Here is a 13773-nt window from a genome sequence, read left to right as displayed (position 1 = left end):
TCTGTATAAAAGTTTCATAATTCTTATAACTACTTTATCTGTTAGTGAATGTTTTAAGGGCACAAAAAAATCCGATTTGCTTTCACAAATCGGATTAATATATAATCTGAAATCTTTATTCTAAATTCTGAAATCTATAAATGTATTACTTCACCATACGCATCAGCCACAGCTTCCATAACAGCCTCACTCATGGTTGGGTGTGGGTGAATTGATTTTAGGATTTCATGTCCTGTAGTTTCCAGTTTACGCGCTACAACTGCCTCAGCAATCATATCGGTAACTCCGGCACCAATCATGTGGCATCCTAACCATTCACCATATTTAGCATCAAAAATTACTTTTACAAAACCATCCGGAGTTCCGGCAGCTTTCGCTTTTCCTGAAGCTGAGAACGGGAATTTACCAATTTTCAATTCGTATCCTTTTTCTTTAGCTTGTTTTTCAGTCAAACCTACAGAAGCAATTTCTGGAGTCGCATACGTACAACCCGGAACGTTTCCGTAATCGATAGGTTCTACATGAAGTCCTGCAATTTTCTCCACACAATTGATTCCTTCCGCAGAAGCTACGTGTGCTAATGCTTGTCCTGGTGTTACATCACCAATAGCGTAATAACCTGGAATGTTCGTTTGGTTGTAGGCGTTTACCAAAATTTTATCTTTGTCAGTAGCGATTCCAACTTCTTCTAATCCGATGTTTTCAATATTGGTTTTGATTCCAACAGCCGAAAGTAAAATCTCAGCTTCCAAAACTTCTTCTCCTTTTGCCGTTTTCACAAATGCTTTAACACCTGCTCCGGTAGTATCAATTCTCTCAACAGATGAGTTTGTCATGATTTTGATACCTGCTTTTTTCAAAGAACGCTCCATTTGTTTCGAAATGTCCTCGTCTTCCACAGGAACTACATTTGGCATAAATTCTACAATAGTTACCTCAGTTCCCATTGAGTTATAGAAATGTGCAAATTCAATTCCAATCGCTCCGGAACCAACGATAATCATCGATTTTGGTTGTGTTGGTAATGTCATTGCTTGTCTGTAACCAATCACTTTTACACCATCTTGAGGCAAGTTTGGCAACTCACGAGAACGAGCTCCAGTTGCAATAATGATATGATCCGCACTGTATTCCGTAACTTTATTGTCTTTGTCAGTAACATCAATTTTCTTTCCTGGTTTTAATTTTCCAAAACCATCAATTACGTCAATTTTATTTTTTTTCATCAAGAATTGAACACCTTTGCTCATTCCGTCAGCAACGGAACGGCTGCGTTGTACAACAGCAGGGAAGTCTTTATCGAATGATGAAACAGTCAATCCATAATCAGAAGCGTGTTTTAGATAATCAAAAACCTGAGCTGATTTTAGTAACGCTTTTGTTGGAATACAACCCCAGTTCAAACATACACCACCTAAGTTTTCTTTTTCTATTACGGCTACTTTAAAGCCTAATTGTGATGCTCTAATAGCTGTAACATAACCACCTGGACCACTTCCTAAAACTATAATATCGTATTTCATTTTTTTATTTTTATTTAAATTTTTGTAAAAGTGAATTCGTAAAAACTCATTTCATTTTGTGTGTTTATCTTGTTTAATTGATGGGGCGAATTTAAGGATTTATTCTGTTTTGAGAAAGTTTCAAAGTAATAAAGTGGCAAACTAACCAATTTTCAGAAAAACACCTTTGTTTTTTAACTGCTGCATCTTTGTGAAAAGGTAAAGTGAAATTTAGCGCACACGAATTAAATTGATTTTCACTCTTAACTCTTTTATTCTCATTGTTGAAAAATGGAACGCGGATGACACGGATTCAACGGATTTAGGCTGATTTTTTAACCTTGAAACCTTTGCGTCTCTGAGCCTTTATTCCTTTTCAACAAAAAACTAATTCGCTACTGAAAACTGTGAATCGTACAAATTCTTGTAATACCCACTTTCGCGGTTAATTAATTCCTGATGTGTTCCTTGTTCTACAATCAGTCCTTTGTCCATTACTACAATTTTATCAGCGTTGACAATCGTTGCCAAGCGGTGCGCAATAACAATTGATGTTCTGCCTTTGGTAATAGTTTCCGTAGCGCGCTGGATCAATTCTTCGGAATACGTATCGATTGATGACGTGGCTTCGTCCAGAATCAAAATACTTGGATTGCTCACATACGCTCTCAAGAAAGCAATCAATTGGCGTTGACCGGAAGAAAGCATGACGCCGCGTTCCTTAACATCAAAATCATAATTATCCGGTAAACTCATGATGAATTCATGCACGCCAATTTTTTTGGCTGCAGCCAAAACTTGTTCCCGACTAATTTCAGAATTATTCAAAGTGATGTTATTGAAAATAGTATCTGCAAAAAGGAAAACATCTTGCAATACTACTGCAATTTGTTTTCGTAAAGAATCCAAAGTGTAATTCTCAATATTGTGATTGTCAATATAAATAGAACCGCTGTTGATTTCGTAAAAACGATTCAGTAAGTTAATAATCGTAGATTTTCCGGCACCAGTAGAGCCTACGATGGCAATGGTTTGACCGGCACTCACCTCTAAATCAATTCCTTTTATCACTTCTTCATCCGGAATATATCCAAAACGAACTTTTTTGAACTTGATATCTCCTTTAAAAATAGGAGCTTCGATGGTTCCGGTATCTTGAATTTGATCTTCGGTATCTAAAATGTCAAAAACACGGTTCGCCGCAATCATTCCCAGTTGCATCTCGTTGAATTTATCTGCAATTTGACGCAACGGATTGAATAGCATTCCAATAAACATGGTGTACGAAAATAAATCTCCAAAAGTGGTGAAATTATCTCCGTTTAATATCTTGATTCCACCATATAATACAATAAAACCAAGCGTTAAAGACGAAATGATATCTGCAATAGGGAAGAAGATGGAGTTGTAAAGAATGGTTTTTATCCACGCTTTTTTGTGCTTGTCGTTGATACTTTTGAATTTTTCGTACTCAATTTTTTCACGGTTAAAAAGTTGTACAATCTTCATTCCCGTTACGCGTTCCTGCACAAAGGAGTTCATATTTGCAATTTGAGTTCGCACTTCTTCGAAAGCTACTTGCATTTTCTTTTGGAAAATTCGGGTGAAGAAAACCAGAATTGGCATTGCCACAATCACAATCCAAGTCAAGGTCCAGTTCATGTAAAACATAAAAGCCAATACGACAACCATTTTCATTAAGTCACTAATAATCATGAATAATCCTTGACTGAAAATTCGGGCAATGGATTCAATATCCGAAACCGAACGTGTTACGAGTTGGCCCACAGGAACGTGATCAAAATATTTCATTCGGAAACTTAGAATATGTTGAAACAGTTTTGTCCGAATGTCTTTTACAATGTCTTGACCGAGCCAGTTCGCCCAATAGACAAAGTAAAACTGAGAGAATACTTCCAGTAAAAGCACAATTCCCATCAGGATGACATACATTAATAATCCCTGTTGGTCTTGGGTTGCAATGTAACCATCTACGGTTTGTTTCAATAAATACGGACGTAATGCCGCAAAAATTGATAGTGAAATGGCGAAAATAATTACACCATTAAAACGCCATTGATAGGGTTTTGTAAATTTTAATATTCGTTTGAATAATCGGGTATCAAATGCTTTTGCTTTCATATTTTGTAAATTACGAATTACGAATTATTAATTACGATTTGAATCTTAGATGCATAATTCGTAATTATTAATTCATAATTATTTAAATGTAATCGTATTCTATTTTGGTTAAATACAAACCATGCGCCGGAACCGAAAAACCAGCTTTATCTCGGTTTTTACTATCAATGATGGCGGTAAAATCAGCCAGTGTAATTTTGTGTAATCCTATGTTTACTAATGTTCCCACAATAGCACGCACCATATTTCGTAAAAAACGATTGGCCGAAATAGTAAAAATCAGACTGCCATTTTCTTGCTTCCAATTGGCTTCAAAAATTGTACAGTCAAAAGTATTTACATCCGTATTTACTTTTGAAAAACACTGAAAATCAGTGTGATTGAATAATATTTGTGCCGCTTCATTCATCAAATCGACATCCAATTTTTGATGGAAATACCAACTTTGCTCTTGCGAAAAAACATCTTTGAATGTATTAATGTGATATTCGTAGGTTCTTTTTGTGGCATCAAAACGAGTATGCGCTTCATCATGTACCGGAATAATTTCATAAATAACAATGTCTTTTGGTAAATAAGAGTTGAGTTTGTGCACTAAACTGGGAATATCCAACGGGTTTTCAAAATCGAAATGAGCATACATCTCTTTTGCATGAACTCCGGTGTCTGTTCTTCCGGCCCCCATAAGATTGATGGTTGTATTCAATAGCACCGAAAACGCTTTGTTCATTGTTTCCTGAACAGAAGCAGCATTGGGTTGGTATTGCCAGCCGTGATAATGGGTTCCGTTGTATGCTAATTTGATGAAATATCTCAAGTGAATTTTTTTGAAGCCACAAAGATACTTATTAATTTTTTTGCCACGAAGTCGCATTGGTGCAAACTTTGTTAAGTTTCGATTTGATTTTTTATTTGGAATTTGAATGTTTATTTTTACCACAAAATCCTAGCCCTGATTGTAACGGAAATCCTTTTTAATCGCCTTTTCGGCGGATAAAAAGATTGAAGTGGAAAGCGGGAAATAGCTCCAGATTGCCTCAAGCGTTGCAATGATAACATAAATATGAAAAAAATACTTCTGCTTTCCGATACGCACAGTCACATTGATGATACGATTTTGAAATATGTCGTGCAGGCTGACGAGGTTTGGCATGCCGGAGATATTGGTGATTTGGCCGTGACTGATACTATAAAAAAGCTAAAACCGTTGCGTTGTGTGTATGGAAATATTGACGATGCCGCAGCCAGACTGGAGTTTCCGTTGCACAATCGTTTTATGTGTGAAGGTGTCGATGTTTGGATTACTCATATTGGCGGTTATCCTGGGAAATACAATCCCAATATTAAAGCGGAAATGGAATCGAATCCTCCGAAATTATTTATTTGTGGCCATTCGCACATCCTGAAAGTCATGTTTGATAAGAAACATAATTTATTGCACATGAATCCTGGAGCTGCCGGAAAAAGTGGTTTTCATCAAGTGCGTACGATGTTACGCTTTGTCATTGAAGGTGACAAAATTAAGGATATGGAAATTATTGAGATGGAAAAACGGGTGTAGTTGTTTTTTTTGGATAGGTGATTGGAACTTCAATAGTAATGGTTGTTCCAGCGTTTAGTTTTGAGTTCAAGTAAATATTTCCTCTTAAATTATTGATACGAGCTTTGATTTGGTTCAGACCAAAACCTTCCAGAACATGAAATTTACTGGAATCAAATCCTTTTCCATTATCCAAAAGCGTGATTTTCAGCAATTCGTTATTTTCCTCCATACTTAATTTAGACTGACTTGCATCACTGTGTTTTATGATGTTGTTGAGAAGTTCCATAATGATAAAATAAATTTTCATTTCAAAATCTTCATCATAACGCGTTTTTCTGTTGATGGAACTGGCGTATTCAAAGTGCAGAATCGAATTAGAATTTTTTTCACATAAATCATCCAAAGCATCAAATAAGCCGAATCGCGCCAAAAGTGAAGGCATCAATTCATGTGACAAATCCCGAACCTGATCGTGCGCTTCTTCCAGAATTGCTTTGGTTTTCATTATTTCTTGCGGATAGGACTGGTTTTGTGACGTGTAGGCATGTAAATGTAATCCTGCGGATGACAGTAAAGCGCTGATATTATCATGTAAAAAAGCAGCGATTTTTTTGCGTTCTAATTCCTGTCCGTTTATAGACGCATTAATCATGTTTTCCTGCGCTTTACTGCGCAAATCTTTCAGTTTGTTTTTTTGTTTTAGTTGCGCATTTTGGGAATAAAGGTAAAAAAGCAAGAACAATAGTAATAGGATCGCGCTTAATACAATGACAATTTTCTTGTTTCTGGATTGCTCTTGTAACAACACATATTCTTTGGTTTTAAACTCACTTTCTATTTTGTCAATTTCTCGTTTGTATTCGTCAATTTCAAGATTTATACCGGCAACATTGGCTTTGTTGAGTTTTTCTTCGTCGTTTAATTCATCCGTTATAGCATTAAAAATAGCGAGATTTTTATAAGCATTTTTATAATCTCCATTTTTTAATAAAAACTTAGAATACTCATGGTGTGAATACGACAAATCCGATTTTTCGTTTCCTTCATTTCCATGTTTTATTGCATTTTCAAAAAAGAAGGTTGCTTTTTCAGGCTCATTTTTATAATTATAATACATTCCATTGAGCATATTTAGTGCAACAATAGTAGAGGTATCGCCATGTTTTTCATGATGTTTGTTGATGTATTTCAGGTAGGGAAGTCCTTCCTCATAACGACCAATATCAAAATACGCCCATGTCAAATTGAGCTTTGTAAAAACAATTTGTGCAGAGTCCTTGATTCTGGTGCTGTATTCTAATGATTTTTTGTAGTAATAAATTCCTTTTTCGTATTGCTTTTTGTCAAAGCAGTAAATGTTACCTAAATTATTGTTGAGCCAGTTTTTTAAAACATCATTATTGGTTTTGTTGGCATAGGTCAGGCCCTTATGATAATAATAAAAGGCTTTGTCAAATTCAGATAACTGATCAAAATTTGCAGCAATAGTGTTGTACGAACCTGCAATGAGATTGTTGTCTTTTAGGCGAATAGCCTGACTTAAAGCAAGTCGTGACTTTATGAGTGATTTTTCGTAACTGCCTTCTTTCATTAGCAGAATTGCTTCATTAGAAAGCGTGGTAACTTCTTTTTTTGTAGGCTTTTTTTTGTTTGCAAAAACTGTATTAGTGGAAGAACTAAGTAATACAAGCAATACGATAACAATTTGTCTGTATGACATAGATACTTTGATTTTATTGGGTTTTATTACTTTGTTACAGTTGTTTTTTGAAAATGAATCGCACTTAGATTACCAACTCAGGATTTAATTAACTGATGTTTAATGGCGTATTTTACTAGGCTTATGGAGTTTTTTGCATCCAATTTTTTCATTATGTTTTTTCGATGTGTTTCCACTGTATTTACGCTAATGAATAACTGATCGCTAATTTCTTTTCCACTGAATTCAAGTGAGATCAAAGTGATGATTTCCAGTTCCCTGTCGGTTAAAGCTAAGTTTCCTTTTAAGTCAGGCTTGTTTAATTTTGGATTATCCTTAGTAGCGGTATTGAAAATTTTTTCCCGAACCGATTTACAAAAATATTCTTCACCATTGTAAACAGCCTGAATAGCTTCTACGATATTTTCACCGGCGCATTTTTTTGTCAAATAACCACTGCTGCCTAATTTCATCACTTCTTTTATTATTCTTAAATCATCATGGCTCGATAAAATAATAATTTTGCAGGGAAATCCTTTTTCAGCAAACTCTTTAATGACTTCAATTCCATCTTTTTCCGGCATGTTAATATCCAGAATAAGGATATCCGATTTGTTATTGATTACTTCATCATATAAATCGGTACCATTAATGGAAAAACCTACCACTTCAAATCTAGGATTGGTATGTAGTAGGGTTCTGATGCCGTCAATAAGGATTTGATGGTCATCAGCAAGATGAATTCGTATTTTGTTTAACATATCGGGATTATTATTGCCAAATTTATAAAAAAAACAACAGATTGTTAGTTTGTTAAGTCTTTATTATTGTTTTTTACTGTTAAAATAAAAAATAGTAAAACCTACAAAAAAACCCGAATTGTTACATTCGGGTTTCCTTCGCACTAATAAACTAAAATTTATAGGTTTACCTCAATCTGTCCACAGATTTTACAAGATCTTCATCCTTTTTGATGGCCTTATTAGCCAAGACTAATAACACGATAGCAATTACAGGTAGAAACATCCCAATATCTTTCTCAGAAACAGCAGGTGTTTCTCCAGATAGATTTAGTGAACGATAAACAAACAATCCTAATAAAATCAAATTTAATATGATATTCAATCTGCCAATAACAAATTGATTTTGTCTTTTTTTATAGGAAACAATACTTAACAACGTCAGCGTAGTACTCAATCCTAATAGTATAGTATACACTTGGCTTTGCATAAAATAATACTCCTTACCATCACTCATAGTCCATAACGGAATAAAAAATAGTAAGATGCCGGTAACTACAAAAGCAAGTAGTAAATAAATGGTCTGAATTCTTTGTATCATTTGTTAAATATGTTTTACAAAAATATATTTTCTTTTTTAAAAATACTATTGTCTGATTAAATTTTATTCGTATTATTGCATCATAATTCCGTAAGCACTTCATACTGCGGTTGATTCAATTTAAAGTTTACTACCTATCTTTTACATTATTTCCAAAAATTAATTAAACTCATAGAACATTCATGTTTGATATTTCTGCATTAAAAGAAATGAAGCTTTCTGAGCTTCAAGAAATAGCTAAAACAGCTAAAACCATAAAATTTAACGGTGTAAAAAAAGAGACTTTAATCGGTCAGATCTTAGAGCATCAGGTGGCTACCGCGGAATCTACTTTAGATACAAAAACAGAAAATAATCTTGAAGAGGATAAACCGAAAAGAGAAAGAGCTAGAATACTGCCTGTGAAAAAAGTAGCTATTCAGAAAACAACAAAAAACACGCTGTTTGAAACGGAAGATAGTAATGTAGAAGAAAGTACTCCTGTTGAAAATAGTTTTTCTTTGGAAGAAATGCCAAAAGAACAAGAAGCAGTTTCAGTTCAAGAGCCTTTGGTTACTGAGAAAAAAGCAGACAAGGTGATTAAGTTTAATAAATCAGCTTACGAAAAGAAAATTGCATTAAAAAAGGATAAAGAAGAGGTAAAAGACACAAACATAGAGAATGTGTTAGCTTCAGATACAGCAACTGATGAAAAAGCAGAAGTTCCTGTTGCTCCAATAAAAAAGATAAATCCAAATCAATTACACAAACAGAATCCTAACGCAAATCCAAATCCAAATCAAAACGGAAATGGTAACGGAAATCAAAATCCAAATTTCAAAAATAAGAAAAGCAATTTCGCTGCTTCTGATTTTGAATTTGACGGAATTATAGAAAGCGAAGGCGTTCTGGAAATGATGCCTGACGGATATGGTTTCTTGCGTTCTTCAGATTACAACTATTTGGCTTCGCCTGATGATATTTATTTATCGACTTCACAAATCAGATTGTTCGGTCTTAAAACCGGAGATACTGTAAAAGGTGTGGTTCGTCCGCCAAAAGAAGGAGAGAAATTTTTCCCGTTAGTTAGAGTTTTAAAAATAAACGGACACGATCCTCAAGTGGTTCGTGACCGAGTTTCATTCGAACATTTAACGCCGGTTTTTCCATCGGAAAAATTCAAATTGGCCGAAAAACAAAGCACGATTTCAACTAGAATTATCGATTTGTTTTCACCAATAGGAAAAGGACAACGTGGAATGATTGTGGCACAGCCTAAAACCGGTAAAACGATGTTGCTGAAGGAAATTGCCAATGCAATTGCTGCAAATCATCCTGAAGTATATTTGATAGTTTTATTGATTGATGAACGTCCGGAAGAGGTTACGGATATGCAACGCAGTGTACGTGGCGAAGTAATTGCTTCTACATTTGACAGAGAACCACAAGAGCATGTAAAAATTGCAAATATCGTTCTTGAAAAAGCAAAACGATTAGTAGAATGTGGTCACGATGTAGTGATTTTATTGGATTCGATTACGCGTTTGGCTAGAGCCTATAATACTGTTCAGCCTGCTTCAGGAAAAGTATTAAGTGGTGGTGTGGATGCGAATGCATTGCAAAAACCAAAACGTTTCTTTGGAGCGGCACGTAATGTGGAAAACGGTGGTTCATTGAGTATTATTGCTACTGCATTAACAGAAACCGGTTCGAAAATGGACGAAGTTATTTTCGAAGAATTTAAAGGTACTGGTAATATGGAATTGCAATTAGACAGAAAAATTGCTAATAAACGTATTTTCCCGGCTATCGATTTGACCTCTTCAAGTACAAGACGTGATGATATGTTATTAGACCAAAAAACATTGCAAAGAATGTGGATTATGAGAAAATACCTTTCTGACATGAATCCGGTGGAAGCAATGGATTTTATTAATGATCGTTTCAAGAAAACGAAAAATAACGAAGAGTTTTTAATCTCGATGAATGATTAATTAAAAAAGTTCCAAGTTTTTTTAGTTTAATGTTTAAGGTTAGAAAAAGATTAAACTAAAAAAAAATAATTTCATAAAAAAAGTCCTCGAAATTTCGAGGACTTTTTTTGTGAATTCAAGATTCAAAAATCTATATTCTATTCTATTTCTTTTTGTACTCTCTTTTCTTTTTGTTCTGAGCTTTCTTTTCTTTCTAATAAAGCCATATAGAATCCGTCAAAACCAGATTCTGAAGCCAAGATTTTTTGGTCTTTTATAAAGTTGAATTGTTTTCCAATATCAGTAGTCAAAAAGCGAGCAATTTGTTCTTGATTTTCTGATGGCAATATAGAACAAGTGGCGTACACTAATTTTCCGCCCGGTTTTACAATTTTAGAATAGCTTTCTAAAACTTCCGATTGTACTTTACGGATATTATCAATAAATTCCGGTTTCAATTTCCATTTAGCATCAGGATTTCTTTTCAAAACTCCTAAACCACTACAAGGCGCGTCAATTAAAACTCGGTCCGCTTTTTCGTGTAATTTTTTGATGATTTTTGTCGAGTCAATGATTCGGTATTCAATGTTAAAAGCACCGTCTCTTTTAGCTCTGATTTTTAATTGCTTCAGTTTGCTTTCATACAAATCCATAGCGATTAATTGTCCTTTGTTTTCCATCAAAGAAGCAATGTGTAACGTTTTTCCACCGGCACCAGCACATGTATCCACAACACGCATTCCTGGTTTTACATCAAGGAAAGCAGCTACTAACTGTGAATTGGCATCTTGAACTTCAAAGAAACCTTGTTTGAAAGCATCAGTAAGGAAAACATTGGCTCTTTCTTTCAGTACCAAAGCATCCGGCTGATTTTTCAACGTTTCTGTCTCAATGTTTAAATCCATCAAAATAGCACGTAGCGCTTCTCTAGTTGTCTTAAGTGTATTTACTCTTAATATTACTTTAGCAGGTTGGTTTTGAGCTGCAATTTCAGTTGCCCAAACTTTCTCCCCTAATTCCTTAACTCCCAATTCATCCATCCAGTCCGGAATAGATTCTTTTAGAGCTCTCACTTTAGAAAGTTCGTCAAAACGCCCTTTTATTTTTCGTTCAGGAGTTCCTTCCAGTTGACGCCAATCCGGAATAGGATATCCTCTTAATACTGCCCAAACAGAAAACATTCTCCAAAGGTTGTCTCTGTCAAATGGTTCTTTTACCTCGGCTATTTCTGCGTATAGTCTTTTCCATCGTACTATTTCGTAGATGGTTTCGGCAACAAACTTTCTGTCAGAGCTTCCCCAACGTTTGTCTTTTTTTAAGGATCTGGCAACTACTTTATCAGCATATTCACCTTCGTTAAAAATGGCGTTTAAAGCATCTATTGTTGTGTAAACTAAATTTCTGTGTAATCTCATTTTAAATAATTGAGGTGCAAAGGTACTATTAATTGATTGAATGTTATATTTTTAATAATGAATGTTGTTTTTAAATTTTCTGACAAAAAAAACACTGTACTACTACAGTGTTTTATGGATCATTTTAAAAGCAAAAAAATTATTTTACTCTTGTCAATCCTATTTTTTCAGGTGCATGGAGAACCATTGGGAATTTCTCTACTTTTACGGAGCTACTGTCCAGGCCAAAAGCTCTCTCTTCGGATAAACTCAATTTTTTAATTAAGAAATAAGAATTCATAATTATTTTTTCATGCCATCTCAAGTCACTATCATTCGAAAGGAATTTTTCGGATAAAACAAATTTGAAATCACCAATGATGTTGTTTTTATTCAAAGACTCATATCTGCTGGTAATATCCATTTCACCTTTTTGTACCATATCCTTGATAACTTCTTTAAACATCAAGTTAATTTTTGTAGGTTCTCTAAATCCTAAATTGAAGTCTACACGATACAAATCATCTTTGACAATTTCGGTAACTTTATATTCAGTTTTGTAGGGTTCTGTTAAAATATTGACATGAACGAACCAATATATATCAGCTCTTTTAGGTCTTTTTTGTAAAATAGAATACATTACTTTTTCTTCTATTTCGTCTGTTCTTCCTGCATTGGTCATGTAAACTAAATGTGTTGCATATTTTGGAATAGATAAGTCAGCACTTAATTCAACCAGAACTTTTTTGTAATCTTCAATTTTAACGATTTTCGTATAGCTCTTGTTAATTTTTTTCGCTAGATACCAAATTGTCATTATACTAATTAAAGTGATTGCGATAAAAAGCGTTACATAACCACCGTCAGCGAATTTAGTAATATTGGCGGCCAAAAAACTAAACTCAATTGCTAAATAAATACTAATCAATGGTATAATAAAATACAATTTTACTCTTTTCATTATCAAATAAAAATTAAGCAAAATTGTCGTCATAATCATACATAAAATGATAGCTAGTCCGTAAGCATGTTCCATATTACTGGATTCTTCAAAGTGCAAAACGATTCCAACACATCCTAAAAACAGCAACCAGTTTATTGATGGAATGTATAATTGCCCTTTTAATTCAGTAGGATATTTAATTTTTACTTTAGGCCAAAAATTCAATCGCATCGCCTCATTTATCAAGGTAAAAGAGCCGCTTATCAATGCTTGTGAAGCAATTACAGCAGCCAGCGTAGCGATTACAATTCCTATCGGCTGAAACCAATCGGGCATTATAAGGTAAAAAGGATTTCCATTTTTTCCGCCTAAGCTTTGTAATGTTTCACCTTCATGCTGAATTAAATAGGCTGCTTGTCCAAAATAATTAAGAACTAAAGCTGTTTTTACAAAAATCCAGCTAATTCTGATGTTTTTTCGTCCGCAATGTCCCATATCAGAGTACAATGCTTCAGCACCAGTTGTACAAAGGAATACAAATCCTAGAACAAAAAAACCTTCGGGATGAATGGTCAATAAATGATAAGCGTAATAGGGATTAATTGCTCTAAAAACATCAGTATGTTGCGCGATTTGGATAGACCCCAAAACTGCTAACATTCCAAACCAAATCAACATCATGGGCGCAAAGAATTTGCCGACTAATTTAGTTCCAAATTGTTGAATGGTAAAAAGTATAAATAAAATACCAATAACAATTGGAATTGTATTTATTTCAGGATAGTAGGTTCTAATACCTTCAACGGCAGAGGATACAGAGATTGGAGGTGTAATAATTCCGTCAGCGAGCAAGGCACTTCCCCCGATGATTGCGGGGACTATTAACCATTGTATTTTTGTCTTTTTAACTAAAGCATATAAAGCAAAAATACCGCCCTCACCATGATTATCAGCACTTAGAGTTATAATTACGTACTTTATAGTAGTTTGTAAAGTAAGTGTCCAAAAAACGCAGGATATTCCTCCTAAAACAATATCAGCATCAATGATATGATCACCAAGTATGGCCTTCATTACATACAATGGCGAAGTTCCAATATCGCCGTAAATTATTCCCAATGAAATTAATAATCCACCTAATGTCCATTTACTATGGAGGTTTTTGTGTGAAGTGCTCATGAAATTTTTTTAAAAAACTGGTCAAATTTACACTTTTAAAAATAAATTAACTGTTTTTTATATAATAAAAAAACACGG

Annotated in this window: 10 protein-coding genes; 2 read left to right on the top strand and 8 right to left on the bottom strand. The window is 34.3% G+C overall.

Features of this window, described 5'->3' with window-relative positions; translation table 11 throughout:
- Positions 1 to 134: 134 nt before the first annotated feature.
- The 3 genes from lpdA to truA form a co-directional block, all read right to left on the bottom strand.
- A complete protein-coding gene (gene lpdA, locus DR980_RS00360; RefSeq protein WP_113633288.1) occupies positions 135 to 1523 on the bottom strand; it encodes a dihydrolipoyl dehydrogenase in 1389 nt (462 codons plus the stop codon).
- A gap of 366 nt (positions 1524 to 1889) precedes the next feature.
- Positions 1890 to 3644 (bottom strand): ABC transporter ATP-binding protein, encoded by a 1755-nt coding sequence (locus tag DR980_RS00355; RefSeq protein WP_113633287.1) that lies wholly within the window; start codon positions 3642 to 3644, stop codon positions 1890 to 1892.
- Positions 3645 to 3726: 82 nt separating this feature from the next.
- Complete coding sequence (gene truA / locus DR980_RS00350; RefSeq protein ID WP_113633622.1) at positions 3727 to 4461, bottom strand: tRNA pseudouridine(38-40) synthase TruA; 735 nt, start codon at positions 4459 to 4461, stop codon at positions 3727 to 3729.
- Positions 4462 to 4707: 246 nt separating this feature from the next.
- Between truA and DR980_RS00345 the strand changes: the two genes are divergently transcribed.
- Positions 4708 to 5205, top strand: a complete 498-nt coding sequence (locus DR980_RS00345; RefSeq protein WP_113633286.1) for a metallophosphoesterase family protein — start codon at positions 4708 to 4710, stop codon at positions 5203 to 5205.
- Here DR980_RS00345 and DR980_RS00340 read toward each other — a convergent pair.
- The 3 genes from DR980_RS00340 to DR980_RS00330 form a co-directional block, all read right to left on the bottom strand.
- Positions 5180 to 6907: a tetratricopeptide repeat-containing sensor histidine kinase gene (locus DR980_RS00340; protein ID WP_113633285.1), complete on the bottom strand. Its 1728-nt coding sequence runs from the start codon at positions 6905 to 6907 to the stop codon at positions 5180 to 5182. The two genes, DR980_RS00345 and DR980_RS00340, sit on opposite strands and share 26 nt — an antisense overlap.
- A gap of 77 nt (positions 6908 to 6984) precedes the next feature.
- Positions 6985 to 7647 carry a response regulator gene (locus DR980_RS00335; RefSeq protein ID WP_113633284.1) on the bottom strand — a complete coding sequence of 221 codons (663 nt, stop codon included), beginning with the start codon at positions 7645 to 7647 and terminating at the stop codon, positions 6985 to 6987.
- Between the two features lie 166 nt (positions 7648 to 7813).
- Positions 7814 to 8227, bottom strand: coding sequence for a DUF4293 family protein (locus DR980_RS00330; RefSeq protein WP_113633283.1), 414 nt, complete (start codon positions 8225 to 8227; stop codon positions 7814 to 7816).
- 182 nt (positions 8228 to 8409) lie between these two features.
- Between DR980_RS00330 and rho the strand changes: the two genes are divergently transcribed.
- Positions 8410 to 10200 carry a transcription termination factor Rho gene (gene rho / locus DR980_RS00325; protein ID WP_113633282.1) on the top strand — a complete coding sequence of 597 codons (1791 nt, stop codon included), beginning with the start codon at positions 8410 to 8412 and terminating at the stop codon, positions 10198 to 10200.
- Between the two features lie 137 nt (positions 10201 to 10337).
- On the opposite strand, the gene DR980_RS00320 is transcribed toward rho, so the two are convergent.
- Together DR980_RS00320 and DR980_RS00315 are read right to left on the bottom strand one after the other, a co-directional pair.
- Complete coding sequence (locus DR980_RS00320; RefSeq protein WP_113633281.1) at positions 10338 to 11594, bottom strand: RsmB/NOP family class I SAM-dependent RNA methyltransferase; 1257 nt, start codon at positions 11592 to 11594, stop codon at positions 10338 to 10340.
- 139 nt (positions 11595 to 11733) lie between these two features.
- Positions 11734 to 13695 (bottom strand): KUP/HAK/KT family potassium transporter, encoded by a 1962-nt coding sequence (locus DR980_RS00315; RefSeq protein ID WP_113633280.1) that lies wholly within the window; start codon positions 13693 to 13695, stop codon positions 11734 to 11736.
- Positions 13696 to 13773: the final 78 nt, after the last annotated feature.

It is taken from the genome of Flavobacterium psychrolimnae (assembly GCF_003312425.1).
GTDB lineage: Bacteria > Bacteroidota > Bacteroidia > Flavobacteriales > Flavobacteriaceae > Flavobacterium > Flavobacterium psychrolimnae.
The sequence above is the reverse complement of the archived record's forward strand: the minus strand, read 5'-3'. Positions and strand labels throughout refer to the sequence as shown.